26 protein-coding genes and 2 pseudogenes are annotated in these 25,050 nt (G+C 71.4%); 14 read left to right on the top strand and 14 right to left on the bottom strand.

What is annotated here, in order from left to right:
- Positions 1–55: 55 nt before the first annotated feature.
- Complete coding sequence (locus ACFCZ1_RS03860) at positions 56–1,246, top strand: FAD-dependent monooxygenase (RefSeq protein WP_376676705.1); 1,191 nt, start codon at positions 56–58, stop codon at positions 1,244–1,246.
- A 48-nt stretch (positions 1,247–1,294) separates the two neighbouring features.
- On the opposite strand, the gene ACFCZ1_RS03855 is transcribed toward ACFCZ1_RS03860, so the two are convergent.
- Together ACFCZ1_RS03855 and ACFCZ1_RS03850 are read right to left on the bottom strand one after the other, a co-directional pair.
- Positions 1,295–2,350 carry a magnesium and cobalt transport protein CorA gene (locus ACFCZ1_RS03855; RefSeq protein ID WP_376676704.1) on the bottom strand — a complete coding sequence of 352 codons (1,056 nt, stop codon included), beginning with the start codon at positions 2,348–2,350 and terminating at the stop codon, positions 1,295–1,297.
- Between the two features lie 248 nt (positions 2,351–2,598).
- Positions 2,599–3,192, bottom strand: coding sequence for a GNAT family N-acetyltransferase (locus ACFCZ1_RS03850; protein WP_376676703.1), 594 nt, complete (start codon positions 3,190–3,192; stop codon positions 2,599–2,601).
- 94 nt (positions 3,193–3,286) lie between these two features.
- On the opposite strand from ACFCZ1_RS03850, the gene ACFCZ1_RS03845 reads away from it, so the two are divergent.
- The gene (locus tag ACFCZ1_RS03845) at positions 3,287–4,138 is read left to right on the top strand and encodes a GNAT family N-acetyltransferase (protein ID WP_376676702.1); all 852 of its coding nucleotides are present in this window, start codon (positions 3,287–3,289) and stop codon (positions 4,136–4,138) included.
- A gap of 171 nt (positions 4,139–4,309) precedes the next feature.
- Entirely contained in the window at positions 4,310–4,864 is a 555-nt protein-coding gene (locus ACFCZ1_RS03840; protein ID WP_376676701.1) for a YbaK/EbsC family protein, read from the top strand.
- A 145-nt stretch (positions 4,865–5,009) separates the two neighbouring features.
- Here the strand turns inward: ACFCZ1_RS03840 and ACFCZ1_RS03835 are convergent, their stop codons facing one another.
- Entirely contained in the window at positions 5,010–5,762 is a 753-nt protein-coding gene (locus ACFCZ1_RS03835; RefSeq protein ID WP_376676700.1) for a MurR/RpiR family transcriptional regulator, read from the bottom strand.
- Between ACFCZ1_RS03835 and ACFCZ1_RS03830 the strand changes: the two genes are divergently transcribed.
- From ACFCZ1_RS03830 to ACFCZ1_RS03815, 4 genes are all read left to right on the top strand, one after another.
- Complete coding sequence (locus tag ACFCZ1_RS03830) at positions 5,731–6,207, top strand: GNAT family N-acetyltransferase (protein ID WP_376676788.1); 477 nt, start codon at positions 5,731–5,733, stop codon at positions 6,205–6,207. The genes ACFCZ1_RS03835 and ACFCZ1_RS03830 overlap by 32 nt on opposite strands.
- A gap of 259 nt (positions 6,208–6,466) precedes the next feature.
- The gene (locus ACFCZ1_RS03825) at positions 6,467–7,855 is read left to right on the top strand and encodes a (2,3-dihydroxybenzoyl)adenylate synthase (protein ID WP_376676699.1); all 1,389 of its coding nucleotides are present in this window, start codon (positions 6,467–6,469) and stop codon (positions 7,853–7,855) included.
- A 397-nt stretch (positions 7,856–8,252) separates the two neighbouring features.
- Positions 8,253–8,393, top strand: a complete 141-nt coding sequence (locus tag ACFCZ1_RS03820) for a hypothetical protein (RefSeq protein WP_376676698.1) — start codon at positions 8,253–8,255, stop codon at positions 8,391–8,393.
- 128 nt (positions 8,394–8,521) lie between these two features.
- A complete protein-coding gene (locus ACFCZ1_RS03815; protein ID WP_376676697.1) occupies positions 8,522–8,731 on the top strand; it encodes an antitoxin in 210 nt (69 codons plus the stop codon).
- Positions 8,732–8,975: 244 nt separating this feature from the next.
- Here ACFCZ1_RS03815 and ACFCZ1_RS03810 read toward each other — a convergent pair whose 3' ends face one another.
- Positions 8,976–9,179 (bottom strand): cold-shock protein, encoded by a 204-nt coding sequence (locus tag ACFCZ1_RS03810; protein WP_328929665.1) that lies wholly within the window; start codon positions 9,177–9,179, stop codon positions 8,976–8,978.
- A gap of 263 nt (positions 9,180–9,442) precedes the next feature.
- A complete protein-coding gene (locus ACFCZ1_RS03805; RefSeq protein WP_376676696.1) occupies positions 9,443–10,033 on the bottom strand; it encodes a GNAT family N-acetyltransferase in 591 nt (196 codons plus the stop codon).
- A gap of 74 nt (positions 10,034–10,107) precedes the next feature.
- Here ACFCZ1_RS03805 and ACFCZ1_RS03800 point away from each other — a divergent pair.
- From ACFCZ1_RS03800 to ACFCZ1_RS03790, 3 genes and pseudogenes are all read left to right on the top strand, one after another.
- Positions 10,108–10,683: pseudogene (locus tag ACFCZ1_RS03800) on the top strand (TetR/AcrR family transcriptional regulator); the annotation flags it as partial.
- 296 nt (positions 10,684–10,979) lie between these two features.
- Positions 10,980–11,177 (top strand): hypothetical protein, encoded by a 198-nt coding sequence (locus ACFCZ1_RS03795; RefSeq protein WP_376676695.1) that lies wholly within the window; start codon positions 10,980–10,982, stop codon positions 11,175–11,177.
- A 111-nt stretch (positions 11,178–11,288) separates the two neighbouring features.
- Positions 11,289–12,515 (top strand): pentapeptide repeat-containing protein, encoded by a 1,227-nt coding sequence (locus ACFCZ1_RS03790; RefSeq protein WP_376676694.1) that lies wholly within the window; start codon positions 11,289–11,291, stop codon positions 12,513–12,515.
- 188 nt (positions 12,516–12,703) lie between these two features.
- Here ACFCZ1_RS03790 and ACFCZ1_RS03785 read toward each other — a convergent pair whose 3' ends face one another.
- Together ACFCZ1_RS03785 and ACFCZ1_RS03780 are read right to left on the bottom strand one after the other, a co-directional pair.
- A complete protein-coding gene (locus ACFCZ1_RS03785) occupies positions 12,704–13,180 on the bottom strand; it encodes a hypothetical protein (RefSeq protein WP_376676693.1) in 477 nt (158 codons plus the stop codon).
- A 114-nt stretch (positions 13,181–13,294) separates the two neighbouring features.
- Positions 13,295–13,426 (bottom strand): annotated as a pseudogene (locus ACFCZ1_RS03780) (transposase); the annotation flags it as partial.
- Positions 13,427–13,470: 44 nt separating this feature from the next.
- Here ACFCZ1_RS03780 and ACFCZ1_RS03775 point away from each other — a divergent pair.
- A complete protein-coding gene (locus ACFCZ1_RS03775) occupies positions 13,471–14,292 on the top strand; it encodes a class I SAM-dependent methyltransferase (protein ID WP_376676692.1) in 822 nt (273 codons plus the stop codon).
- A gap of 230 nt (positions 14,293–14,522) precedes the next feature.
- Here ACFCZ1_RS03775 and ACFCZ1_RS03770 read toward each other — a convergent pair whose 3' ends face one another.
- Complete coding sequence (locus ACFCZ1_RS03770; RefSeq protein ID WP_376676691.1) at positions 14,523–15,020, bottom strand: DoxX family protein; 498 nt, start codon at positions 15,018–15,020, stop codon at positions 14,523–14,525.
- A 357-nt stretch (positions 15,021–15,377) separates the two neighbouring features.
- Here ACFCZ1_RS03770 and ACFCZ1_RS03765 point away from each other — a divergent pair, with 357 nt between their 5' ends.
- Positions 15,378–15,617 (top strand): hypothetical protein, encoded by a 240-nt coding sequence (locus ACFCZ1_RS03765; protein ID WP_376676690.1) that lies wholly within the window; start codon positions 15,378–15,380, stop codon positions 15,615–15,617.
- 186 nt (positions 15,618–15,803) lie between these two features.
- The gene (locus tag ACFCZ1_RS03760) at positions 15,804–16,124 is read left to right on the top strand and encodes an STAS domain-containing protein (protein WP_376676689.1); all 321 of its coding nucleotides are present in this window, start codon (positions 15,804–15,806) and stop codon (positions 16,122–16,124) included.
- A 193-nt stretch (positions 16,125–16,317) separates the two neighbouring features.
- Here ACFCZ1_RS03760 and ACFCZ1_RS03755 read toward each other — a convergent pair whose 3' ends face one another.
- Positions 16,318–16,509, bottom strand: a complete 192-nt coding sequence (locus ACFCZ1_RS03755) for a CsbD family protein (protein ID WP_376676688.1) — start codon at positions 16,507–16,509, stop codon at positions 16,318–16,320.
- A gap of 252 nt (positions 16,510–16,761) precedes the next feature.
- Positions 16,762–17,769, bottom strand: a complete 1,008-nt coding sequence (locus ACFCZ1_RS03750) for a glutathione S-transferase family protein (protein WP_376676687.1) — start codon at positions 17,767–17,769, stop codon at positions 16,762–16,764.
- 420 nt (positions 17,770–18,189) lie between these two features.
- Between ACFCZ1_RS03750 and ACFCZ1_RS03745 the strand changes: the two genes are divergently transcribed.
- Positions 18,190–18,879 (top strand): HAD family hydrolase, encoded by a 690-nt coding sequence (locus tag ACFCZ1_RS03745; protein ID WP_376676686.1) that lies wholly within the window; start codon positions 18,190–18,192, stop codon positions 18,877–18,879.
- Between the two features lie 161 nt (positions 18,880–19,040).
- On the opposite strand, the gene rox is transcribed toward ACFCZ1_RS03745, so the two are convergent.
- The 4 genes from rox to ACFCZ1_RS03725 all read right to left on the bottom strand — a co-directional run bounded on the left by rox (position 19,041) and on the right by ACFCZ1_RS03725 (position 24,947).
- Positions 19,041–20,468 carry a rifampin monooxygenase gene (rox, locus tag ACFCZ1_RS03740; protein WP_376676787.1) on the bottom strand — a complete coding sequence of 476 codons (1,428 nt, stop codon included), beginning with the start codon at positions 20,466–20,468 and terminating at the stop codon, positions 19,041–19,043.
- 108 nt (positions 20,469–20,576) lie between these two features.
- Complete coding sequence (locus tag ACFCZ1_RS03735) at positions 20,577–20,765, bottom strand: hypothetical protein (RefSeq protein ID WP_376676685.1); 189 nt, start codon at positions 20,763–20,765, stop codon at positions 20,577–20,579.
- Positions 20,766–20,916: 151 nt separating this feature from the next.
- A complete protein-coding gene (locus ACFCZ1_RS03730) occupies positions 20,917–22,833 on the bottom strand; it encodes a glycoside hydrolase family 5 protein (protein ID WP_376676684.1) in 1,917 nt (638 codons plus the stop codon).
- A gap of 59 nt (positions 22,834–22,892) precedes the next feature.
- Positions 22,893–24,947: a beta-galactosidase gene (locus ACFCZ1_RS03725; RefSeq protein WP_376676683.1), complete on the bottom strand. Its 2,055-nt coding sequence runs from the start codon at positions 24,945–24,947 to the stop codon at positions 22,893–22,895.
- Positions 24,948–25,050: the final 103 nt, after the last annotated feature.

The raw sequence follows: 25,050 nt of genomic DNA, 5'->3' as shown, positions 1-25,050 counted from the left end.
GGAGAGGCAGCCCTTAGGGTGTGGGAAATGCCCGAACCGAATGGAGAGGCCTCCCATGCCGAAACGTCACGCGGTGGTGGTCGGGGCCGGGATCGGCGGCCTCACGGCCGCGGTCGCACTGCACCGCCGGGGCTGGCACGTCACCGTCTGCGAGCGCGCTGCTGAAGCCCCCACCACCGGCGCAGGCATCGGCCTCGCCCCCAACGCCCTGCGCGCCCTCGACGCCATCGGTGTCGACGCCGCCCTCGCCGCCGGCAGCGCCGTGGCCACCACGATGGGCGTACGCCGCTCCAGCGGCCAGTGGCTCACCCGGACCGACACCGCGGACATGGCGGCCCGCTACGGCATGCCCCCGATCGCCGTCCCGCGCCCGGCCCTCACCGCCGCCCTGGCCGCCGCACTTCCGCCGGAGGCCGTGCGTTACGGCACCGCCGTGACCGCCGTCGACGACGCCCCGGGGCACCCGATCATCCGTACGGCGGTCGGCCCGGACCTGGACGCCGATCTGGTCGTCGCCGCCGACGGCATCCACAGCCCGCTGCGGCGCGCGTTCTTCCCCGCCCACCCCGGCCTGCACTACGTCGGCGAGACGGCCTGGCGGGCCCTCGTGGACGCCCCGGACCTCCGGATACCGGCCATGAGCGAGACCTGGGGGCGGGGCGAGCGGTTCGGCGTGACACCCCTCTCCGACGGCCGGCTGTACCTCTACGCCACCGCGGTCGTCCCGGCCGGCACCCGCTCAGCCGACCCCCGCGCCGAACTCCGAGACCGCTTCGGGTCGTGGCACGACCCGATTCCGGCCCTGCTGGACCGCGTCGCCCTGCTCGACCCCGCCGACGTGCTCCACAACGACCTCTACGATCTGGCTGCCCCGCTCCCCCGCCTGCACCACGGCCGGATCGCCTGGCTCGGAGACGCCGCCCACGCCATGGCCCCCAACCTCGGACAGGGCGGCTGCCAGGCCATCGAGGACGCGGTGGTGCTCGCCCATCTGCTTCCCGGCGGAGACAGCCCAGCCGGCTCAGACGGCTCGGATCCCGTCCCGGCAGCCCTGGGCGCGTACACCGCCGCCCGCCGCGACCGCACCGACGCCGTGCGCGTCCGCGCCCGCCGGTTCGGCCGCCTGGGCGCCCTCCGCAACCCGCTCGCGGTGGCGGCCCGCGACCTCGCGGTCCGTGCCACCCCCGCCCGCCTGGCCCTGCGCGGCATGGACGACCTCTTCAACGGCTTCCGCCTCCCCTCATAGCAGGGCGGCGACAGCACGCTCACCGGTGCGCGCTCACCGGTGCCGTCCTCACTTCGTGAAGGCTGCCGGGGCGCTCGGGGCTGCGGTGCCCGCCTCCGGCATGGACGGTGCCGGATGGCGGCGCCGTCGGCGCAGCCAGACGTAGAGCATCAGGCACGGCAGCAGCAGTCCCGCGATGGTGAGGGCGAGGAACGCCGTGAAGCTGCTGATGTGGCTGACGAGCCATGCGAAGTTCTGCCCGAAGAAGCCGACCACGAAGGACAGCGGGAGGAACACGCTCGCGAGGATCGTGAGCCTCTCCATCGTGGCGCTCTGCCGCAGGTTGATCTTGTTCTGCTCGACGGAGATCACCGCGATGTTCGCTTCCAGGACGGTCGTCAGGAGGTCGCGTTGGGCGGCGACCTCCTCGTTGACCAGCAGCAGGTGGTCGTGCACGTCCCGGAAGTACGGCCGGAGCGCGGGCGGTGACTTTCCGGGCTGCAGCCTCCGGGCGAGCACGGCGAGCAGCGGGTGCACGGCGCGGTAGAAGTCCGTGGCCTCACGGCGCAGGGAGTAGATCCGTTCGGTCGGGGCGATCGCCCCGGAGAACACCGTGGCCTCGATCTGCTCGATGTCGCGTTCGAGTTCGCCGACGACGGGCGCGTAGCTGTCGACGACCTGGTCGAGGATCGCCCACAGCGTGGAGGCGCTGCCGGTCTTGAGCAGTTCGGGGCGGCCTTCGAGCCGGCTCCGCGCACCGTGCAGCTCGCTCGCGATGCCCTGCCGGACGGTGATCACGAAGTGGTCGGCGAGGAAGATGCTGATCTCGCCGGTGTCGATCTCCTCGCGCTCGTCGTCGTAGCGTGCCGTGCGCAGGATGATCAGTTCGGTGCCGTCCTCGTACTGCTCGGCCTTCGGCCGTAGGTGGAAGGCCGCGGCGTCCTCGACGGCGAGTTCGTGCAGTCCGAAGGTTTCGCGAACCCGGGCCAGTTCCTCCGGCCCCGGTTCGAAGACGCCCAGCCACACGAATCCGCCCTGCCTGCAGCGGGCGGCCGCCTGCTCCAGCGGCATCGCGCCCTCGTGCTGCCGATGCCCGTCCCGGTAATGTGCGCAGTCGACGATCATGGCCATCCTCCTCACGGCCGGCCGGGGTGTGCCACTCCTGCCGGCCGGCGGTGCAGCGCGCCGTACAGGCCTCCCCTCAATAGATGCTCCTCCGACTCATCCGGAATGTCCTCACCGCCGTCTTCGATGGCTGCCGCCGAGGCGGATGCGGCCGGTCACGGTACGGCGAGCGGGCCGAGCGGGCCCGGCGGGTGCGGCCCGCCGAATCGGAGAACGGTCAAACGGTCATTCGCAGGGGGCGGTGCCGGTCAGAGGTCCCAGGACCTCGGGCGTTCCAATGCCTCCCACTCGGAACGGAGGAGGGACAGGACGGCGACGTCGAGGCGGCGCCCCCGGTGCAGGCAGGCCGAGCGGCGCACTCCCTCCTGGACGAATCCCGCCCTGTCCAGGACGCTGAGCGCGGCGGTGTTGCCGGTGTGGGTGACTGCCTGGAGGCGCTGCATGGGCAGTTCACCGAAGGCGAGGTCGGTCAGCGCATCGAGGGCGTCGGTTCCGTAGCTCTTCCCTCGGTACTGTGGGTCCATCACGAGGAAGACCTCCGCCGTTCCGTCGACCATGTCCTGGTTGATCAGGGCGGTGTGGCCGATCGGCGTGCCGTCGGGCAGCAGGACCAGGAAGTCGTCACGCTCGTGGTCATCCCTTTCCCGCTCCATGCGCTCGCGGAGCGAGGACAGGGAGCGCGGCCAGAAGCCGATCTCGTGGGCGGCGACCGGGTCGGACCTCCAGCCGTGTATCAGATCGGCGTCTTCGGCGTCGAGTGCCGCGAGGCCGACCGTCCTTCCTCGCCAGCATGTCACTCGGTCCCGTGCCGCGGCCGCGTCTTCCAACTCGTTGTCGCTCACGGGCGGATGCTACGGGCCGACGGAACGGTGGGACCAGCGAATTGGAGCGTTGACGGCCGGGAAGCGGGCTCGGGACGGCCCTTAGGGTGGGGGGATGGACGAGATACAGATCGTGGCCGGCCAGGACGGGTGGCGTGTCGGGTTCGAGGAGCGGGTGCTGGCCGGGTACCGGGCTGCGGGGTGTTCGGAGCCGCTGGCCCAGGCTCTGCTGGAACGGGCGCTGAAGGGAATCGACGGCTGGACGCTGGCCACGGACGGCACCGGGTGGATCGCGGTCGGGGTGGCGGAGGACAACGGGGCGATCGTGGGCCGGATCCACGACCTGACGGTGCCGCAGGGGCGCCGGTGGGCCGAGCGGTGGTGTGCCGAGCACGGCGCGCAGCGGGTGGAGGTCCGGCTCACCGGCGGAGCGGGTGCGTTCGCCGACTATCCCGTACGGGGACAGAACCGGATGCGTGCCGTGGCCGAGCATCCCGAGCTGCCCGCGGGCCTGACGGTTCGCCGGCTCACGGAGGAGGAGTATCCGGGCTGGTACGCGGGTGAGGAGGCCTCGTACATCGCGGACATCGTCCGGGCCGGGGCTCTTACCCCGGAGCAGGCCAAGGAGAAGTCCGACCAGGACTTCGCCCGCTACCTTCCGCAGGGATTCTCGACCCCGGGGCACGCGTTCTACGCGATGGAGGCCGACGGTCAGGTGATCGGCACCGGCTGGGTGAACCACGGCTTCCTGCCGGGCGTGACCTTCGGCTTCTCCCTGGAGGTGTACGAGGAGCACCGGGGCAAGGGCTACGGCCGGGCCGCGATGGCCGTCGGCGAGTGGGCCACCAGGCAGGGCGGCGACGAGGCGATGATGTTCAACGTCTTCGGCGGCAACGAGGTCGCGATGGGCCTGTACGACAGCACCGGCTTCACCGTGTTGGACGAGTTCCGCTCCATCGACCTCTGAGGGCTGTCCCGTCACGGAGAGCGGTGCCCCCGCACGGGGCGTACCCGGGTGTTCCCCCGGCGGGTCGGCGCACGGCGAAGTGCCCGGGTTCGAGGTCGGGCCGCAGACCTGACCGGTCGGGGGGGGGACGGAGCGAACGGGCGTCGGCGCGGGCGGTGTTAGCGTGCGGGCATGCGCGCTCCCATCGGGTCCTTCGACAACGCCGTGCCCGCCCCCGACTGTCTCGCCGAGCTGATCCCGCCCGTGGCGCGGGCGGTCGGCGGCTGGCGTGGAGACGTACCGGTTGGCCAGATCCTCTACGTCGACACCGACCCGGCCATCGCCGACACCGCCGCCTTCGTCGCGCATTTCGGGCAGGAGCTGCTGGATCAGTCGGCGAACTGTGTGGTGGTGGCCGCCAAGCGCGGCGGTGAGACCACCTTCGCGGCCTGCCTGGTGCCCTCCGCCGGCCGGATCGACGTGAACGGTGCCGTCCGGCGTCATCTGGGGGCGCGCAAGGTGTCGTTCGCCCCGATGGAGACGGCCGTGGAGCTGACGGGCATGGAGTACGGCGGCATCACCCCGCTGGGGCTGCCGGACGACTGGCCGCTGCTGGTGGACGCGGCCGTCCGTGACATGCCGTACGTACTGATCGGCAGCGGACGCCGCCGCGGCAAGATCATCGCGCCGGGGAAGCTGCTCGCGGAGCTTCCCCGCGTCGAACTGATCGAAGGTCTCGCCGTCTGACGCGCCGGACGGTCACCCGTCGCTCCGGACGGTCACCCGCCGCTCCGGACGGTCACCCTCCGCTCCGGACCAGCCGCCGCGCTCGTGACGCGGCGCGTCGTCGTGCCGGGGGCTCGCCGCCGGGTTCGGGCCGGTCGTCATCGCCTCAGGAGCCCGTGCCGGCGCCCCGCGGCTCTGGTGTCAGTTCCGCCGTGAGTTCGTCCAGGGCTTCGAGCCGTCGGGCCGAGTCGGCCATGAGCGCGGCCGCCGCGACGAGGATGAGTTCCGTGACGGCGACTTCGTGGGTGAGCGGCGCGATGGGGCCGGCCGCCTCGCGGGGCAACCGGACGAGGACCTCGGCCTGTTCGGCGAGCGGGGACTCCCAGGCATCAGTGACGAGGATCAGCCGGGCACCGCGCGAGCGGGCCGCGTGGACGAACCTGGCCGTGCTGTCCGCGTAGCGGCGGAAGTCATAGGCCACGATCAGGTCCGACGGGCCGAGATCGACGAGCACCCTGGCCCGGGCCGCCGGGGTGTCCGGAACCCGGGCCACGCCCGGACGAAGGGCCGCCAGCTGACGGACCAGGTAGTCGGCCGCCAGTTCGCTGAGCGAGCCGCCCAGCCCCCACACCCGGTCGCCGTCGGCGAGGAGACCCGCGATGAGGGCGAGCAGCGGCTCGTTCACCACTGACAGGGTGCTGCCCAGTCCGGCGCGCAGTTCTTCCGCCGCCCGGTTGACGTTGGGCGGCTCGTCCTCCGGTGACGTCGTGACGAACTCGCGCAGCCTTGACCGCTCGTGCTCCCGAGCGTCCGCGCGCACCACGGCCTGGAATTCCGCGAAGCCCTCGAAACCCAACCGCCGGAACAGCCGGGACGCCGTCGGCGGGCTGACCTGCGCACGGTCCGCCAGAGTGCGCAACGGCCCCAGCGCGGACGACCGGGACGGGGTGGCCCGCCTGATCGCCCGCGACGGCAGCTCCCTGCTCCTGGCGGAGCGGAACGGCCGACTGGCGGGCACCGTCATCGCCGGGTTCGACGGCTGGCGGTGCCACCTCTACCGACTGGCCGTCCACCCCGCGTACCGCCGTCAGGGCGTCGCCACGGCACTGCTGTGGGCTGCGGAAGACCGGTTCGTGGCGCTGGGCGGGCGGCGCGGCGACGCCGTGGTGCTGGACGGCAACGAACTCGCCCACCGCGCTTGGCACGCCATGGGATACGAACCGCAGCCGCGCTGGACCCGATGGGTCAAGCCGCTGACGACCGGACCGGCGGCCTCACCGGAGACCGGACCGGCAACCGGACCGGCAACCGGACCGGCGACCGGCACCGTGCGGGCGACTGCGGCGCGGGCCCGGCTCCGCTGACCCGGCGTCACGGGCATTCCGCCGCGACGCGGGGCCGCGGCGGTCGAGCCCTGCCGGCTCCTCCTGGTCAGCGGCGCTCATTGGTGTTTCCGCCGATAGCGTCCAGCTCCCGTGGTGGGGAAAGCGCATTGCGCACGGGGGTGTTGGCCGGTTTGGATCGCCCAGGTCACGGCGCCGGCCCGATCGGCGGCGGGAGCACGGCTCCTGCCGGAGGCCGCCGTCGTGCCGGACCGGCCTCGACCCGTACAGAAGGAAGCGAATGGCGCCCATGCTCGACGGCTGCACACCCTGGCCCGAGGAGTTCGTCGACCGCTACTGGGCAGCCGGGCACTGGCGTGGCAATACGCTGGACAACCTGCTGCGCGACTGGGCCCTGCAGTACGGACCGCGGACCGCACTCGTGCACGGCGGCACCCGCCTCACGTACGCGAACCTGAACCGGCGCGTGGACCGCATGGCCGCCGGATTCCGGCTGCGCGGCCTCGGGCCCCGGCAACGGATCGTCGTCCAGCTGCCGAACGTTCCCGAGTTCGTCATCACCGTGTTCGCGCTGATGCGCGCCGGCGCGGTCCCCGTGTTCTGCCCGGTCTCACACCGCGCGTCCGAGGTGTCCCACCTGGTGCGGTTCACCCAGGCCGTCGGCTACGTCGGCCCCTCGACGTACCGCGACTTCGACCACACGGCGATGGCCGCGGACATCGCGGCCCGAGAGCCCTTCCTGCGGCGCGTGTTCACCCTTGAGGCACCAGGCCCTCCGTCCCCGTACGGAGGCCTCACGACCGACCCGTCGGGCTGCCAGTACAGCCCGCTGGGCTCCATCGACGCCCCGCCCGAGCCGGCGCTTGCGCAGAACGCCGACCAGGTGGCGTTCCTCCTGCTCTCCGGCGGCACCACCGCGGCGCCCAAGCTCGTTCCGCGCACCCACAACGACTACGCCTACCAGGCGAGGGCCGCCGCCGAGCTGGTGTCGCTCAGCCGGAACGACGTCTATCTCGTCGCGCTGCCCGCCGAGTCGAACTTCGCCTTCGGCTGCCCCGGCATCGTCGGTACCCTCTCGGTCGGCGGCACCGTCGTCCTGGTCGAGAGCCCGGGGCCCGCCGAATGCCTTCCGCTCGTGGGACGAGAGCGGGTCACCATCACGTCGGCGGTGCCGGCCGTCGCCCAGCTGTGGCTCGACGCACTTCCCACGGTCCAGGCCGACTTGAGCAGTCTGCGTCTCGTGCAGATCGGCGGCGCCCCCTTGCACCGGGAGACCGCCGAACGGATGGGCCCCGCATGGGGCTGTCGCCTGCAGCAGGTCTTCGGCATGGCTGAGGGGCTGCTCACTCTCACCCGGCCCAACGACCCGGACGAGACCGTACTCACCACCCGGGGCCGCCCTCTCTCGCCCGACGACGAGGTCCGCATCGTCGACATCGACGGCAAGGACGTACCCGATGGGGAGCCCGGCGAACTCCTCGCGCGGGGTCCGTACACCCTGCGGGGCTACTACCGGGCGCCCGACCACAACGCGCGCTCCTTCACCACCGACGGCTACTTCCGCACCGGCGAACTCGCGCGGCGCACCTCGGACGGCAACCTGGTGGTGACCGGCGGCCTCAAGGACGTCCCGCGACGGGCCGACCACGAAGATCCCCCTGCCCCGTGAGCCGGTGCCGGTGCCGGACCAGGCAGGGACCGTCGTCCCGTTGGTCACGCCGCCCGCGGTCAGGCCGGACACACACCGCGCGTGGTCGCCGCCCAGCCCGACGTAACACGCCCCTGCCTCCCTCGACGCTGGAGCAGCCGCCTGCCGCACGCGCCCGCTACCGGGCCCGGCCGGAACGCACACCGGGGCCGGCGCTCAGGCACGACGGCCGGGAGCCACGGGTCGAGTCGACCCCGTCGACGCCTGCCCGCTTCCGTCGGCCCGGCGTACGGCCAGGTGCAGACGATCCGGGACCTCGGGTCCACCAAGGGCATCGGAGTGGACGGACAACACGCCGCAGGGCCACCCTTCCAACAGCTCACGCAGCATCATTTCCAGCTGATGGAGGGTCTGGACGATGGCGGTTGACGACGGCACCCCCGCAGTGGACATCCGGGTGGGCGGCTTCCGCCTGACGGTCCAGCGGGTGCCGGTGTGGCTGATCACGGCGCTGTCCACCGCTGCCGGCACCGGAGCGGCCTGGTGGACGAGCCGCTAGTGCTGTGGCTGCCGACCGGCGTATACGGGGGCGGATACGGGGCCGCGCATCGGAGTGGCCGAAGATGCGGATGACCCGGCAGCGGATCATCCTGGCATGGTCGGAAACCCACGCCGAAGGAGAGAGCCATGTCCGCACTGGACAAGCTCAAGCAGATGTTGAAGGGCCACGAGGATCAGGCGGGCCAGGCCATCGACAAAGCCGGTGACCTCGTCGACGAGAAGACCCGGGGCAAGTACACCTCCCAGGTCGACACCGCCCAGGAACAACTGAAGGAGCAGCTCGGCCAGGACCGTGAGGAACGGCCCGATCGGCCCGAACGGCCCCCGCAGACCTGACAGGTCACGGCACCGCCGCTCATCGGGCGGCTGGCAGAAGCCGAGTCCCTGGCGGCGCCCGCACGGGCGCCAGGGTGCCCGCGCACCGCCGACCGGGCAGCGGATAGCAGGTAGCAGGTAGCGGGCATCAGGTAACAGATAGCACGGCCGCGAGTACGGCAGGGATCACTCAAAGCTGGAGAGCGGCCGATCCGTCTCCGCCCCGGAGCTCGTGCTCCGGGGCGGAGAGGGGCAGGCTGCCGGGTCAGGCGGCGGTGATGTTCTCCGCCTGGGGGCCCTTCTGGCCCTGCGTGATGTCGAACGTCACGGCCTGGCCTTCCTGGAGCTCACGGTAGCCGGTGGAGTTGATGTTGGAGTAGTGGGCGAAGACGTCCGGTCCGCCGCCGTCCTGCGCGATGAAGCCGAAGCCCTTTTCCGAGTTGAACCACTTCACGGTTCCGCTGGCCATGATCATGCCCTCTCAGTCGATGTCGGATCCGCACCGCGCGGACCCGGAGGTGATCGCCCTGGTCCGGCACTGCACAGCAAAACGCCCACGCCAGGGCGCGGGCAGGAACTGCGAACCACGACAGCTGGAGCTGAAACTACACGCCGGAACGGTCTGTCACCAGAGAGCAACGATCACAAACGTCGCCGCGACGTACACCCGAGCCGTTTCGGCGGTGCCCGCAGGAGGCCGGTTTGTCCCCCGGTGGGCTCGGGGCGACGCGACTACCGCAGGTCAGGGCCATCGGGCCGATCGAGCGCCGCGGGATTCGCCGGTGCCCGGCCGGCAGGGCCGCCCGCCGGGGTGGCGTGCAGGTCGAGGGTCCAGTTCTGGCCGACGAGGTCGTGGCCGAAGCTGTGGTGGGGCTCCTCGTCGGCGAGTGCGAAGCCGAGGCTCTGGTAGATCTTGCGCGCGGACACCAGCACGTCGTTGGTCCACAGTGTCACCTGCCGGTAGCCGGCCTGGCGCGCGAAGGCCAGGCACTCCTCGACGAGGCGGGTGCCCAGACCGAGCCCCCTGGCCTTCGGCGTGACCAGCAGGATGCGCAGCTTGGCCACCCCCGGCTCGTCGCCGGTGACGAGGAAGACGCAGCCCGCGCGCTCGCCGTCGACTTCGGCGATCCACGCCGCCTCCGTCGACGGGTCGTGATCGGTGCCGTAGTCGGCGACGATCCGGGCCACCAGGGCCTCGAAATCGCTGTTCCAGCCGAACTGCTGATCGTAGATCTCGCCGTGGGCCATCACCACCCAGCCCAGATCCCCCGGCCGGTCGGCGCGGCGCACGACGACGTGCGGCTGACGTTCCTGCTGCGACATGGCTTCGCCCTCCTGGACCCTCGACTGCGCCCGAACCACTGACACGACCGTTTCAGTGACGTTAGGCTAGCCCCATGCCTCAGGAAGCAACAGGCCCGTCCGCCCGTCAGGTCGAGCTGTTGGAAGCCGCGTACCAGTACGCGCTCGCGCACGGCCTCGCCGATCTGTCCCTGCGTCCGCTGGCCACGGCCATCGGCTCCAGCCCGCGCGTCCTGATGTTTCTGTTCGACAATAAGGACGGCCTGGTCAAAGCCCTGCTGGCGCGGGCCCGTACGGACGAGCTGGCGGTCCTGGACCGTCTTGAGCAGGCCGACCAGCCCATCGGCCTGGCCGCTGCGGTGGAGCAGATCTGGTCCTGGCTCGCCGCCGAGGCGCATCGTCCGCTGCTGCGGCTGTGGGCCGAGGCGTACGCGCGGTCCCTCGTCGAGCCCGACGGCGCCTGGGCCGGCTTCGCCCGCGCCACGGTGAATGACTGGCTCGATGTCCTGGCGACCTGCCAGCCGGGGCCCGAACGTGACAGCGAGGACGGCGCGACCCGGCGCACCCTTGCCCTGGCCGTGCTCCGCGGCGCGCTGCTCGACCTCCTCGCCACCGACGACGAGTCCCGCACCGGCGCCGCCGTCCGCCGGCAACTCGCCCTGCTCCGGGGCCCGGACGCGAGCGACGCCAAGACGGAGGAGGACCCGCATGCGACCGGTCCTGCAGCCGGGAAGGAGAGTGCGGACGACACCCCAGGCACCCGGCCAGCGCACCGTGCCGCATCCGCTGCCTGAGCCTGCGCGCTTCACGCGGTGCCGCGGGTCCTGGCCGTCCGCACCGGGAGGTACCGCCAGAGGTACCCCGCCACAGGTACCCGCCCGGGTGCCGCAGACGTCACCGCCCCCGAGTGGGTCGCGGAGCGTCCCGAGGTCTTCATCCTGGTGAGCGGGCACCTGGGCCGGAGCCGATGCGGATCTTCGCCTGCCCTGCCGATCCACCCACGGGCACCGGCTGGGGTTCCCGCAGCGTCCGTTCCACGATCGTCCTCGACGCCCTCGTCCGCCTCTGCCCGCCGCCCGCCGAACCGCCGCCCGCGGTGGACCGGGCGCAGGCCGAGCGCACCCTGGGTGCGGCTCTGCCCGCCGACTACGAGCAGCTCGAGTGACCGTGGTCCCCGGCCTGTCCGGGGGGAGGCCGTCCCCAATCCGAGTGTCATCAGAACGTCGACCTGGCACGCCATCCGGCCGGTGCAGGGGCACCCCCATACCGTGTCGCCATGACGATGCTGACCAGCTTCCTCGACCACCTCAGCACCGTCCCCGGCCCGACCCCCTCTGTCACCCCGGCAGCGAACCAGAGCCCCAGCTCGGGCACTCCCGTCTGGGTGACGCTCCTCGTGGGTCTCGCCGGTGCCTTGCTCGCCAGCGCAGGGGCGTTCGCCGGCGCTTGGCGCTCCTCGAGAGCCCTCCGCCAGAACACCGAGAGAACCCTGGAGCACGAACGGACTCGCCTGCTCAACGAACGCTTCAGCACCGCGGCCGAACTCCTCGGCCACAACGAGGCAGCCTGCCGCCTCGCCGGCGTCCACGCCATGGCCGGACTCGCCGACGATTGGACCGAACGCCGACAAACCTGCATCGACGTTCTCTGTGCCTACCTGCGCATGCCCTACCCCCGGAGCCTCGAAGAGGACACACCAGCCGACGAAGACCCGAACGGACGAGCCAACCGCGAGGTCCGCCTCACTGTCATCCGGACAATCCGTGACCACCTCCAACCCGCCACCCCACCCAAGACGACCTGGAGCGGATACGACCTCGACTTCACCGGCGCCGTTTTCGATGGCGGCGACTTCTCCAACTCCAGCTTCTCCGGCGGCAAGGTGCGTTTCACCGGAGCCACGTTCTCCGGCGGCACGGTGAGCTTTTACGGCGCCACGTTCTCCGGCAGCGCCGTGGGCTTCTACGGCGCCACGTTCTCCAGCGGCGAAGTGAACTTCAAAGGGGCCAAGTTCACCGGCGACACGGTCAACCTTCGCAGAGCCGCGTTCTCCGGCGGCACGGTGAACTTCCGCAGAGCCACGTTCTCCAGCGGCGAGGTGAGCTTCTACGGCGCCACGTTCTCCGGCAGCGAGGTGAGCTTCCACGGCACCGAGTTCTCCGCAGGCGAGGTGAGCTTCCGCAACACCACGTTCTCCAGCGGCGAGGTTGGCTTCTACGGCGCCGAGTTCTCCAGCGGCGAGGTGGACTTCAGGGGCGCCAAGTTCTCCGGCGGCGAGGTGGACTTCAAGGGCGCCAAATTCTCCATCGGCGAGGTGGACTTCAAAGGCGCCAAGTTCTCCGGTGCCACGGTGACCTTCCGTACGGCACAGTTCGATGGCGGTGTCGTCGACTTGCGAGACGTGGCAACCTGGTCGAGGCCTCCCTCCTTCGACGACGGCCTCCTCACAGCCCCACCCGCAGGACTGCTCCTGCCGGGCCCGCTGCCCGAGCCGAGACCTTGAAACCGCGACGGCGGGCCGCCCCATCAGGGGCGATGACCGCGTTTCGCAGGTGAGGTGTACGCATTTCCCGCGGCAGAACCAGACGGGCAGGCACTCAGCGCTACACGTCCGTCTGCCGTGCGCGCCCGGGTCGGTCCTCGGCGCGGCTCCAGGCGCTGGACACGATGCCGAGCATCCGGTCGGGGTGATCAGCGGGTCGGGAAGGAAGCCGGGGCAAGGTCCCACTGGTCGGCTGCGTGGAGCAGTGCAGCTGTGTCCACACGCACCTCCACGTAGTACTGGTAGATGTCCGCCCTGTCATCACCCTGCTGCCACGGGGGTGCCGCCTCCAGGGACAGGTGAATGCGAATCACCGCCCCCGTCTCGCTCCGGTCGGCGAGGCTGAAGGCCAGGACCGGCTCGTTGAACCATGTGTCCGGGGACAAGTAGCCGTCGGCATCAGGACGGGTCACAGCCACCGTCCCTGCGGCCGCCGCGCGCATCCACGCGGTGACCTGGCGGGCTTCGTCGGTCAGCAGAGCGGGATCGGTGAAGGACCAGCTGCCGTCGGGAGTCGTCACCGTGCCACCGATGACGAGCCAGTTGTCGTCGTAGCGGTTGCCCTGGGCTGCGGCGAACTGATAGCTCAGCGGGCGGACCTCGACGCTGTTTGTGTGATCACTCATAAGCACTGCCGCAGGATGTCACGGCCCTCCCGACCTGCCCAGCGTTGGCCGACGATCAGGGTGGCACTGTGACAGGCGGCGGCGTGACTTCGTAGAGGCGGCGGTCTCGGATGACGGCCCACAGGACGTTGACGTGGCGAACCGGTCCGGAGTCGCGAAGAAGGTGAGGTCGCTGCCGACTCCGGCGAGGAACTCGGCACCGAGGAGGGGTCCGATGCCGGGCATGCTCGTGATGATCTCCGCGAGGTCCTGCGCAGGTGGCATCCGCTCCCGCTTGGCACAATGGCCACATGACCGGTGCAGGGCTCTCGAACGAGGGCCGTTACGGCGAGAGGGTCTTCCGTCCCGAGGACCGGGGCGAGGACGACCGTATAGACCTCGGGGCCCTCACCTACGACGAGACGACCATGGCCCGGCTGCGGCAGCTGGGCGTGGGACCCGGCTGGACCTGCCTGGAGGTGGGCGCCGGAACGGGCACGGTGGCGCGGCGGCTGCTCGGCGAGGCGGGAGTGGCGCAGGTCCTCGCGGTGGACCGTGACGTACGGTTCCTCGCGGCGCACCCCGTACCGGGACTGGCCACTCTCCAGGCGGACATCACCTCCGAGGACTTCTCCCCCGGGCTGTTCCGGCTGGCCCACGCCCGGTTCGTGCTCATGCACCTGCCCTCCGCGCAGCAGATGGTCTCCAGGCTCGCCGGGCTGCTCGCCCCGGGCGGAGTCCTGGTGGTCAGCGACGCGGTCGACCTGACCACGGACTCGGCGCCCGTGACCCCGTACACCCGCGCCATGCGGGCCATGTGGCAGGGGCTGCGCGACAGCATCGGGACCGACGTCTCCCAGGTGACACACCGTCCCGAGCTGCTGCGCGTGGCCGGGCTGGAGCCGGTGGCGGCCGAGATCCACGTACCACCGCTCCTGCCCGGGAGCGCGATCAGCCGGTTCTGGGCGGACACCTGGGGCCGGGCGCGGCCGGCCATGGTGGCGACGGGGCTGGTCGACGACGCCCAGCTGGACGAGGCCGTGCGCTACCTGGACTCCCCCCGGTGCACCGGGTTGTCGCCGGGGATGCTCACGGCCTGGGGGTGGAAGCCCGAGGGCGCATCGTCTCCGTGACCCCGTCCCCTCCCTTCCGGTCCCCTCCCCTCCCTTCGCCGTGGCCTTCCGCCGGCCCTTCCAGCAGATCCTCGATGACCTCGAACAGCCGTCCTTCCTTCCCCCGTGGGGAAACGCGGTCGCCGGGCTGACGACGGGCTGTCCGTCAGTGGGCACGGTCTGCGCTGTGTACGTTGCCGAGGACCCCGAAGCGCTGGAGGAAGCGCCGCCGAGGGCACGCCGGGCCTGCGTCAGTCCCGCAGCAGCAGCACGATGGCCGCCAGTACGACCGCCAGGCCGAGGGCCAGGACGCCGTAGACCGGCCGGTGGTCGCGGAGCACCGGCAGGAAGTGGTCCAGGGCGAAGCGGCCCGGACCGGCGAGGGCCAGGGTGATGGCGGCGGCCATGATCAGGGACTCGAACTCGACGCCCTCCAGCCCGAAGACGGCGCCGGTCCACTTGACGCAGATGGCATTGATCATGATGCCGACGATCCCGGCGGCGGCGAGCGGGGTGAGCAGGCCGAGGATCAGGCCCAGGCCGCCCAGCGTCTCGGTCAGGCCCGCGATCGTCGGCATGGTCTCGCCGGCCGGGTAGCCGGCCTTGCTGAAGAACGCGCCCGTGCCTTTGACGCCGACGCCGTCGAACCACCCGAACAGCTTCTGGGTTCCGTGGACGGCCATGATCACGCCGAGGACGACACGCAGCACGGGCAGGCCGATGTCAGAGGGCGTGGTCCTGCCGGTCATGGGGCGGGGAGCAAGGGGGAAGGGACTCGCGGCCATCATGGCACCTTCTGTTCGAGGGAGGGTTAAGGAAGAAGCCGCACCCAGGGTGACCAGAACCGGGACGACATGCCCGGCATGCCGGTACGCGAGTCGCCCAGCCGGGGACGCGCATCCGGAATCGAGCAGGGCGGCCGCACGACCGGCACCTGCCACCTGCGCCGGGGGCGATCACCTATCCCGCGGATGGTGGACGCGGCGCCAGGTGCGTGCGCCAGGGGTGTGTGCCAGGTGCGTGCGCCAGGGGTGTGTGCCAGGTGCGTGCGCCAGGGGTGTGCGCCCCGCTGGCGTCATTATTCGAACATTTGATTGAATTAGTGGATGACGTCCATCCACTTCCCAGACGACCTGCTCACCCTCCAGGCCGCATGGATCCGCACCTACTCCGACCTGGCCCGCCTCCCCTCCCAGGCCGGCTCGACAGTGCTCCGCCGCAGGCTCATCACGCTGTCCTGCCGCATCGCCGCCCACCCTTTCTGGGAGGCCCCGGGCCGCTCCCCGGCTGCACGGGTCGAGCTGCGTCGGCAGGCCCGGGCCCGGGCCTGGGTGACCGCGGCCTGACCGGTGCGCGGCCTGCGGGCCGACGGCTCCTGCTGCACATGGCTAACCGGGCGGATGGCGGGCGGATGGCCGGGCGGATCCAGGCCGAGAAGTGAACGATTTCGGACGGCCGCGCGAGTGCCTGGTTGCGAAATCCCCTGGCGACGCTTAAACGGGAGGGAAGTTCAACCGGGAGGCGGAGGCCACATGACGGAACAGGCGGTTTCAGTCGCGCCGGACGAGAACGGTCAGCGGACGGTGTGCTGCGTCGGGAACTTCGACCTGGACACTCTCCAGGCGCTCCGCAGCGTCTGTGAGGCTGCGGTGGCCGACGGTGTCAGCCGGCTGGTCATCGATGCCGGTCGTGTGACCTTCGCCGACTCCTCCTTCCTGAACCTGCTCCTCCACACACACCGCGGCATCGACGTGGTCGTGGCCGGACCCCCGAGCCGCGTCGTGAAACGGCTGCTGGAGATCACCGGCGCCGACCAGGTCCTCACCGTGACCGACGGCACCCCACCCCGGTAGCGCAGTTCCTCGGGTCGCACGCCACGCCCACGCCGCCCCCACCTCCGCTCACCCCCGCGTCCTCCGCGTGCCCGCGCACCCCCGCGCACCCCCGCACGTGCGCGCCCGCACCCCGCCCGGTACATCGTCGGGCAGGGTACGGGCGGTGCGTCACGCGTGTGCCGTGACCGGGCCGGCAGGGGCCGGCAGCGGGCTAGCGATCCGTGTCGCGGATGGTGTCCTTGGCGGTACGGGCCCGCTCCGCGGCGTCGGCCGTGGCTTCCTTGGCCTTCCCCTTGGCCTGGTCCATCTTGCCCTCGGCCTTCATCCGGTCGTTGTCGGTGACCTTGCCTACGGTCTCCTTCGCCTTGCCCTTGGCCTGGTCCATCTTGCCCTTGTCAGCCATGGTGATCTCCTTCGCTCGTGGGATCGGACCTGCGGGTTCGTGGCCCCGGTACGGGGCTCGCCCGGCTCCCCGCGCACGCTGTGCGGACGGGCTCCGGCCGAAGGCCCTGCCGTGGTCCGGCGGCAGAGGTCCCGCCTGAGATCCTGCCCGGGGCGGTACAGGACCGCATCTTGAGATACGCCTGTCGCAGCGCCGCGTACGCATGCGCTCCGCCGGACGAACGTCCTGTGCCCGGAGCGCCGGGCGCGGCGTTCAGGGGAACGGGCCGTGGCCGGCCGGTACGGCTTCTCCGGGAGCGACCGGCCCCGGCCCGGTGCCGTCGCCGAAGGGGCCTCCTCCCAGGGCGGCGCGGCCGTGCGGTGCGAGCCAGGCCGCCGGGTCGGGGCCGGCCGGCACGATCCCGGTGGGGTTGATGTCGGTGTGCACCAGGTAGTAGTGCCGCTTGATGTGGTCGAAGTCGACGGTGTCGCCGAAGCCGGGAGTCTGGAACAGGTCGCGCGCGTACTCCCAGAGCACCGGCATCTCGGTCAGCTTGTGCCGGTTGCACTTGAAGTGGCCGTGGTAGACGGCGTCGAACCGTACGAGCGTGGTGAACAGCCGTACGTCCGCTTCGGTGATGGCGTCGCCGACGAGGTAGCGCGACCGTTCGAGCCGGGCGGACAGCCGGTCGAGCCGGGCGAAGAGCCGCGCGTACGTGTCGGCGTACGCCTCCTGGGTGCCGGCGAACCCGGCCTCGTAGACGGCGTTGTTGACGTCCCTGTACACCACCTCGTTCACGGCGTCGATGTGTGGCCGCAGCGCGGGCGGGTAGAGCGCCGGCGCCCCCGGCCGGTGGTACGAAGTCCACTCCAGCGACATGTCGAGCGTGATCCGGGCGAAGTCGTTGGTCACCACCTTGCCGGTCGGAACGTCCACGATGGCCGGCACCGTGATGCCCCGGTCGTAGCCGGGATCGCGCGCGAGGTAGGCCTCTTGGAGCCGTTCGATGCCGAGCACCGGGTCGCGTCCGCCGGGATCGAGGTCGAACGTCCAGCTGCGCTCGTCGTGTACGGGCCCGGCGACGGCCATCGGGAGGGCCTGCTCCAGCCCGAGGAGCCGCCGTACGATCACGGCCCGGTTCGCCCACGGACACGCCCGGCTGACCACCAATCGGTAGCGGCCGGGCTCCACCCGGTAGCCGTCACGCCCGTCGGCGGTGATCCGGGTGGTGAGGTACCGGCTGTCACGCAGGTAGGCCGTGCCGCGGCTCACATATCTCACCCTCCGCGCCTACCCGCATTCGGCCGGGGCACCCCTCGGGCCGCGGGAGGCGGGGCACGCCCGTGACCGGTGGCCTCAAGGGGCTGCTGCGGCGTGGACCGGCCGGGTGGCGCGAGCAGGCGGGGGCGAGCGGGACCGGGACCCGAAGCGGGAGCGGGAGCGAGGTGTCCGTGGGGCGGTCGGTCGGTACGGCGCCGACGGGGCGGTATCACGGCTCACGGAGTGCCTCACTGATGCGTGTCACCTTCTGCAGGGAGGCGCCTAACCCGTCCGGAGCCGCTGAAACCCCGCACGTGAAACCCCGGACGTGAAACCCCGCAAGCGCCCGAGGAGTGCGGGGTGTGGCTGCGGGTAGGCGCCCCACATGTTCCCCCTGAGGACCGCGCAACGGCGCTCCTGGCGGACCCGCGGGAGGCGCCCATGAACCGGGCCGCGCTGTTCGACGTCGACGGCACCCTCGCCGACACCAACCACCTCCACGTCACGTGCTGGTGGGAGGCCTTGAGACAGGCCGGGCACGAGGTCGCCATGCACGACATCCACCGCGCGATCGGCCTGCCCGGCGAGGACCTGCTCGCGCACCTGCTGGGAGAGGACCGTGACACGGACGGCGACGGGACGCTGACCGCCGCCCACGACACCCTGTACGGCACGTACTTCGACCGGCTGCCCCCGCTGGACTCGGCGGCCGAGCTCCTGCGCGAGCTGGACCGGCGGGGCTGGCGGGTGGTCCTCGTGACGTCCGCGCGGGAGGCCGAACTGGCCGCGCTCCGACGGGCGGTCGACGCCGACGACGCCCTCACGGCGACGTCCAGCTCGGACGACGTGAACGAGGGCAAGCCCGCCCCCGACCCGGTGCGCCACGCCCTCGAACTGGCCGACGCGCCCGCGCACAGCGCCGTCTTCGTCGGCGACACGGTCTGGGACATGAAGGCGGCGTCCCGGGCCGGCGTCACCTGCGTGGGCCTCCTGTGCGGCGGCATTCCGCGCGCCGACCTCGAGGAGGCCGGGGCCACAGCCGTGTACCGGGATCCGGCCGACCTCCTCGCCCGCCTCGACGACAGCCCGTTCGCCCTCGCCCCGACCGCCGGCCAGGAGCCGGACCCGTGACCTCAGGGCCGTCCCGTGATCCGTCCCCGGCGGGCGCACGACGCCGACTGCTGCACGCCGGTGCGTTGCCGGAAGTCCGACGGGGATGCTGACCCACCGGGATCACGGACAGCCCCTCAGCGGCCGTCGTGAGAGCGAGGGGCCGACGACGGGGAGGCCGCTCAGCCGACGGGCGCGCCGAACCACTCCGTCAGCCGGCCGGGCAGCTCCCGCTGGTCTTCACCGGCCCACACCACGTGGCCGTCCGGCCGCAGCAGTACCGCCGGCGCGTCCAGGTCCTCACTGACGTCGACGACGTGGTCGACCCGGTCGGCCCAGCCGTCAACCGACAGCCGTCCGGTCTGGTCCAGCAGGAGCCCGCGACCGCCGCGCATCAGCTCGTAGAGACGGCCCCGCTTCAGCCCGACGTCCCGCAGCCGCCGGCCGAGCAGCTCGTGCCCCTCCCCGAAGTCGTACCGGACCCCGACCCCGGTGATCATCTCGGTCACGTACCGGTTCACGTCCTCGAAGTCGAGCAGCTTCGAGAAGAGCTCCCGCAGCGCGGTCGCACCGGGACCTTCCTCCAGCAGCAAGCCCTGCGCACGGGTTTCGGCCAGTACGCGGGCACCCTCCGGGTGGCGCTCGGCGTGGTAGCTGTCCAGCAGCCCCTCCGGCGCCCAGCCGGCCACCTCGGCGGCCAGCTTCCAGCCGAGGTTGAACGCGTCCTGCATGCCCAGGCTGAGCCCCTGCCCGGCGGTCGGCGGGTGGATGTGCGCCGCGTCGCCGGCCAGCAGCACCCGGCCGACCCGGTAGCGCTCGGCCTGCCGGCTGGCGTCGCCGACCCGGGACACCCAGCGCGGCGAGTGCACCCCGAAGTCGGTACCCGCGAACGCCCGCAGGCGCTGCTTGAACTCCTCGAACGTCGGCGCGGTCGTACGGTCCTCGGCCAGCCCCTCGGCGGGCACGATGACGCGGTACACCCCGTCCCCCATGGGCACGACCCCGAACCGTACGTGGGTCTTGCGGATCTCGGCCGTGACGGCGGCCAGTGTCCCCGGCTCCTCGGTCACCTCCACATCAGCCAGCAACGTCTCGACCTTGGCCGGCTCACCGGGGAAGCCGACACCGAGCTGCTGGCGCACCAGGCTGCGGCCGCCGTCACAGCCGACCAGGTAGCGGGCCTGCAGCCGTGTGCCGTCCGCCAGTTCGGCGGTCACGCCGCGCTCGTCCTGGCTCAGCCCGGCCAGCTCGCAGCCCCGCCGGATCTCGGCACCGAGTTCGACGGCGCGCTCGGTCAGCAGGCGCTCGGTGACCGGCTGCGGGATGGCGATGCCGTAGGGGTGTCCGGTGTCCACCCCGTCCGGCCACGGCTTGGTGATGCCGGCGAAGAAACCGCCGGCCTGGAACCGCTCGCTCACGGCGAGGAAACGGTCGAGCAGGCCGCGCTGATCCAGCACTTCGACGGTGCGCGCGTGCAGGCCGCGCCCGCGGGACTGCCCGGTCGGCTCCGTCAGCTTCTCCAGTACGACCACGTGCACCCCGTGCAGCCGCAGCTCGCCGGCCAGCATCAAACCGGTCGGTCCGCCACCGGCAACGATCACGTCAATCAACACAACCCCCGTGTATGTCCGCAGATCCTGGCTTCAGCTGGCAATTCTGCGGTATGCCGCGGATCGTGCCGCAATCCGTGGGCGGCGGCAGCGGCGCGGCCCGTGGGGTCAGTCGCCTCCGCCGCCACCGCACGACGAGCCGCCGCCGCAGGACGAGCCGCCACCGCATCCGAACCCGCCGCCGTCGCCGGAACCCCACGACCTGTTGTGCCGCTTCGATGACGGCTTGCCCTTGTCGCGCACCGCCGCGATGAATATCACGATCAAGACGATCGCGATGACCACCACATAGCCCATGCCCTCCACCCCCGTATCCGTTCCCGCCATTCTCGTCGCAGGGGGGAAGGACGGCCACGCCACTTGAGGGACTTCAGAGCTTCAGCGGCCGTGGCGCCCGGCGGCGGCGAGGTGACGTGGGCCGTCGCCGCCGGGCGCCCGGCGCCGGGCGTTACAGCTTGCGGCAGAGCAGGGCGTCCGGCGTCTTGCCCTTGGCCCACGCTCCGGTGAAGGCGATGCCTGCGGCGTACTCGTCCGTTCCGCACTGCCCCTTGTAGTTGCCGTACGCGAACTCTCCCCCGGGTCCTCCGGCCGGCCGGCCGTCACCCCGGTCGAACCAGACGGTACGGCCGTTCGTCCCCAGGGTCCTGCCCGCCTGGGCGCACAGGACCGCGGAAACCGCCTGGCCGCGCAGGCTGTAGCCGATCATGAACTGGTTCAGCCCGCATTGGAACTTGGTGTAGCCGCCCGCCCAGTCGCCCTGCTGTACGTGGCGTTCGTCGCTCACGACGGTCGACGCCGCGTTGCCGGCCGCCAGACCTGCGGCCCCGGCGTCGGTGCACAGCCCGCGCCCGTCACGGTGCGCCAGGCCGACGAGCCGCTGTCCGTCGGGGCACGTGCCCTTGCGGGCGCCCGGGTCCCAGTCGGCGAGCGTCCGCATGCGGGCCGACTGGACAGCGTCGGCGTGGTCGAGGTTGAGCATGTCCCAGGTGTCGGAGACGGAGACCTGGCCGCTCCTCTGCGGTGCGGAGACGAGCCGGTTCCAGTTGGCCGCGCGCCAGTCACCGCTGTCCAGGATGCCGGAACGGCGGCCCGCCGCGTCGAAGTTGAGGATCGACCAGGTGCCGTGTCCGGTCCATCCGACCAGGGGCCAGTAGGCGAAGTCGGTGTCGTTGGCGATCAGGTAGTCCACGAAATTGCCGAACCAGGCGCGCGCCTGCGGGTTGGTCTCGTCGCTGCCGATGCCGAACTCGCTGATCCACAGGGGTGCGGTGAAGTGGCTGCCGGATTCGGCGGTGACGTAGAAAGCCTGCCGCTTCAGCGTGGCGAACAAGTCCTCGCGGGAGAGTTCCTGGTAGCGCGGGTCGTGGGTCTCGCCCATGCCGGTCGCGCCTGTGTGGTTGGGTCCGGTGTAGCCGTAGAAGTGCGCCGCGTACACCAGCTTGTTCGAGGCCACGAGGGTGTGCGAGAGGGTCCGTACCGGTTCGAGTGTGGGACGCCCGTGGGGCAGCCCGTCGGCCGGGATCCCTTGCCAGTTGATGCCTTCGACGATCACGAGCAGGTCGGGGTTGGCCTCGGTGAGGAGCCGGTCACCGAGGCGCTGGGACGCGGCCCACCAGTCGTGGTCGTTGCCCCAGTTCCAGTTGGCGTCGTCGGTGACGGTGCGGCGGACCTCGTTGTAGAGGTCGGCGCCGACGACGCGCTTGTTGTCCTTGTAGCGACGGGCGAGGCTGATCCAGTCGTTCTCCCACTGAGCGGTGGACTGGCTGGTGTTCCAGCGTTCGTTGCCGTCCAGACCGCAGCAGAAGCGCGAGGTGTTCGTGTGGTTGTTGAGGACCACCGCGAAGCCTTCGGACGTGGTGGCGGCGATGACGGCGTCGAATACCTGGAGCGGGGTCTTGCCGCGCAGTTGCGGGTTGGCGGCGACCGAGGCGTCGGAGACCGGGCGCTGATCGTGCAGCATCTCGTTCGAGAACGGCAGCCGGATGCTGTTGATGCCGAGTTCCTGGAATCCGGCGAGGATCTGCGCGATCGGCGCGCGGTCCAGGCCCAGGGGCATCTGGTCGGCCTTCTCGCCGTCGTGGTGGCTGGCCGGGTCGTTGATGTCACCGGAGCCGCTCCACGAGCCCTGAGCCCCGTGCCAGTTCGCGGACTTGAGCTTGAAGCGGTTGCCCTCGGCATCGACGATGTAGCGGCCCCGGGTGCTGAGGGGCGGGCGCCAGGAGTCGGAGGTGACGGCCGGTATGCCGGCCGTCACAGGTGTCGCGGTCGTGGTGGACGTGGACGTGGACGCGCCGGCCGGGGAGACGCCGAGCGCTCCGAGCAGGAGCGCCGCGGCGAGTGCCGCCGGTAGCAGGGGTTTTCTCACAGTGTCCTCCGGAGGGAGTGGGGGTGGACGTGGGTCGGTGGGGCGGGGCGGCGGCTCGCTCAACCGCCGTCGCTGCCGAGGACGGCGACGCCCCGCGGTTCGAGTGTCACGTGACGGACGAGGGGCCTTCGAACGTCGAGGAGGTCCCGGCGGTCGGCCGACAGCGTCACGTCGTGCGTGTCCCCGGTGTGGTTGAGCAGGATGAGGACGTCGTGATCCGCGCCGTGCCGGATCGCCGCCTGGATGCCGGTGTGCAGGCCGGGCAGAACGGGGGCGACTCCCGCGTCGGCGAGTGAGCGGTCGACGAGGACCCGCATCGTGCCGGGGTCGGGGCGGGTCGCGACGTAGCGGGCGGTCCCCCCGCCGTGGGTGTGCACCGTGGCCGCCGGGCGGTCGTCGTCCCAGTCGGGCCCGGCGAAGAAGAGCTCGGGGCGGGCGCCGGTGAGCTTGACGTCCTCGCGCCACAGGGACGCCGGCGCGGGGGCCGGGGCGTCTGCTTCCGGAGCGCGGAGAGGGACCGGCTCACCCTCTGCGGCCGGCCAGAACTCCTCGACCCGTACCCCCAGTACGTCGCCCAGCCGAGCGGGATAGCCGCCCGTGTGCACACGGTCGTGCTCGTCGACGATCCCCGTGAAGAAGGAGGCGAGCAAGGATCCCCCGCCCGCCACGAACGTGTTGATCCGCGCGGTGTTCTCGGCCGACAGCAGGTAGTGGCTGGGCAGCACGAGCAGCTTGTACGGGGAGAGGTCCGCGGAGGGATGGACGACGTCGATGCCGACCCCGGCTGCGAACAGGGGGGCGTAGTGGTCGAGGACGCGGTCGAGGCAGCGCACGCCGTCCGAGGGGTGCGAGTCGAGTTCCAGCGCCCACCAGTTTTCCCAGTCGAACATGATCGCGACCTCGTTGCGGATGCGCGTGCCGGCCAGCTCGGGAACCCGGGCCAGTTCACGGCCCAGCTCGCGCACCTCGGCATGCACCCTGGTCCCGGCCCCCGCGTGCGGAACCATGCCGGAGTGGAACTTCTCCGCGCCGCCGCGGGACTGCCTCCATTGGAAGTACATGACGGCGTCGGCGCCCTGTGCGACGGCCTGCCAGCTCCACAGGCGCATCTGGCCGGGGCTCTTGCCCCCGTTGCGGCCGCGCCAGTTGACGGCGGACGGGGCCTGCTCGGTCAGCAGCCACGGCTTCCCGCCGGCCGCGCCGCGCAGGAGGTCGTACGACAGCGCGGCGCCGATGTGGGCGGCCTCCCAGAGCGGGTCGGGGTAGCTGTCGAGGGCGAGGACGTCCATCTCGGGTGCCCAGGCGTGGACGTCGACCGACTTGTGTCCGGCGAGGAAGTTCGTGGTCACCGGTGTATCGGGGGTGATGCGGCGCAGCACGTCGCGTTCGAGGGTGAAGCAGGTGCGCAGGGCGTCGCTGCTGAACCGCTTGAAGTCGAGCTGCTGGGAGGGGTTGGGGTAGGTCGGTGCGGTGCGCGGCGGCAGAATCTGGTCGAAGGAGGTGTAGCGCTGCGACCAGAAGTCGGTGGACCACGCCTCGTTGAGCGCGTGGACGTCTCCGTACCGGGCCGCGAGCCAGTGCCGGAAGTCGGCGGCGGAGGTGTCGCAGAAGCACTCGGCGACATGGATGCCGTACTCGTTGCCGACATGCCACAGGCCCAGCGCCGGGTGGTCGCGGTAGTGCGCGGCGACGGCTTCGACCAGGCGGACGGCCCGGTCGCGGTAGACCGGGCTGGAGGGGCAGAAGTGCTGGCGGCCTCCCGGGGACAGGATGCCTCCGGAGGCGGTGACCGGCAGGATCTCGGGGTGCTCGACGGCGAGCCACGGGGGTGGCGACGCGGTCATGGTGGCCAGGTCGGCGGTGATGCCGTGAGCTGCCAGGTCGTCCATGACGGTGTCGAAGAAGCCGAAGTCGTAGGCGTCACGGACGGGCTCGACGCGGGCCCAGGCGAAGATGGCGAGGTTGACGAGGTTGACGCCCGCCTCGTTCATCAGGCGCAGGTCTTCGGCGCGGGTGGCCTCGTCCCACTGCTCTGGATTGTAGTCGCCGCCGAACCCGAGGCCGCCCAGTCGCGTGCCGAGGGCTCGGGCACGGTCGTGTGCCGGAGAGTTCATCTTGCCTACCCCTTCAGGTACTTCAGCAGGGCGTCACGCCTCATGAGCGGGTGTGCGCGTGCGCGTGTGTGCGTGTGCGTGTGCGTGTCCGCGTGTGCTGTAC

Origin of the sequence: Streptomyces sp. NPDC056224, from assembly GCF_042267665.1 — a bacterium.
Lineage (GTDB): Bacteria > Actinomycetota > Actinomycetes > Streptomycetales > Streptomycetaceae > Streptomyces.
The sequence above is the reverse complement of the archived record's forward strand: the minus strand, read 5'-3'. Positions and strand labels throughout refer to the sequence as shown.

Excerpts from the sequence above, each read along its gene's own strand:
- ACFCZ1_RS03860 (WP_376676705.1), top strand. The coding sequence starts at position 56 with ATGCCGAAACGTCACGCGGTGGTGGTCGGGGCCGGGATCGGCGGCCTC.
- ACFCZ1_RS03855 (WP_376676704.1), bottom strand. The coding sequence starts at position 2,350 with ATGATCGTCGACTGCGCACATTACCGGGACGGGCATCGGCAGCACGAG.
- ACFCZ1_RS03845 (WP_376676702.1), top strand. The coding sequence starts at position 3,287 with ATGGACGAGATACAGATCGTGGCCGGCCAGGACGGGTGGCGTGTCGGG.
- ACFCZ1_RS03840 (WP_376676701.1), top strand. The coding sequence starts at position 4,310 with ATGCGCGCTCCCATCGGGTCCTTCGACAACGCCGTGCCCGCCCCCGAC.
- ACFCZ1_RS03825 (WP_376676699.1), top strand. The coding sequence starts at position 6,467 with ATGGCGCCCATGCTCGACGGCTGCACACCCTGGCCCGAGGAGTTCGTC.
- ACFCZ1_RS03820 (WP_376676698.1), top strand. The coding sequence starts at position 8,253 with ATGGCGGTTGACGACGGCACCCCCGCAGTGGACATCCGGGTGGGCGGC.
- ACFCZ1_RS03815 (WP_376676697.1), top strand. The coding sequence starts at position 8,522 with ATGTCCGCACTGGACAAGCTCAAGCAGATGTTGAAGGGCCACGAGGAT.
- ACFCZ1_RS03810 (WP_328929665.1), bottom strand. The coding sequence starts at position 9,179 with ATGGCCAGCGGAACCGTGAAGTGGTTCAACTCGGAAAAGGGCTTCGGC.
- ACFCZ1_RS03805 (WP_376676696.1), bottom strand. The coding sequence starts at position 10,033 with ATGTCGCAGCAGGAACGTCAGCCGCACGTCGTCGTGCGCCGCGCCGAC.
- ACFCZ1_RS03795 (WP_376676695.1), top strand. The coding sequence starts at position 10,980 with ATGCGGATCTTCGCCTGCCCTGCCGATCCACCCACGGGCACCGGCTGG.
- ACFCZ1_RS03790 (WP_376676694.1), top strand. The coding sequence starts at position 11,289 with ATGACGATGCTGACCAGCTTCCTCGACCACCTCAGCACCGTCCCCGGC.
- ACFCZ1_RS03785 (WP_376676693.1), bottom strand. The coding sequence starts at position 13,180 with ATGAGTGATCACACAAACAGCGTCGAGGTCCGCCCGCTGAGCTATCAG.
- ACFCZ1_RS03775 (WP_376676692.1), top strand. The coding sequence starts at position 13,471 with ATGACCGGTGCAGGGCTCTCGAACGAGGGCCGTTACGGCGAGAGGGTC.
- ACFCZ1_RS03770 (WP_376676691.1), bottom strand. The coding sequence starts at position 15,020 with ATGACCGGCAGGACCACGCCCTCTGACATCGGCCTGCCCGTGCTGCGT.
- ACFCZ1_RS03765 (WP_376676690.1), top strand. The coding sequence starts at position 15,378 with ATGACGTCCATCCACTTCCCAGACGACCTGCTCACCCTCCAGGCCGCA.
- ACFCZ1_RS03760 (WP_376676689.1), top strand. The coding sequence starts at position 15,804 with ATGACGGAACAGGCGGTTTCAGTCGCGCCGGACGAGAACGGTCAGCGG.
- ACFCZ1_RS03755 (WP_376676688.1), bottom strand. The coding sequence starts at position 16,509 with ATGGCTGACAAGGGCAAGATGGACCAGGCCAAGGGCAAGGCGAAGGAG.
- ACFCZ1_RS03745 (WP_376676686.1), top strand. The coding sequence starts at position 18,190 with ATGAACCGGGCCGCGCTGTTCGACGTCGACGGCACCCTCGCCGACACC.
- ACFCZ1_RS03735 (WP_376676685.1), bottom strand. The coding sequence starts at position 20,765 with ATGGGCTATGTGGTGGTCATCGCGATCGTCTTGATCGTGATATTCATC.
- ACFCZ1_RS03725 (WP_376676683.1), bottom strand. The coding sequence starts at position 24,947 with ATGAACTCTCCGGCACACGACCGTGCCCGAGCCCTCGGCACGCGACTG.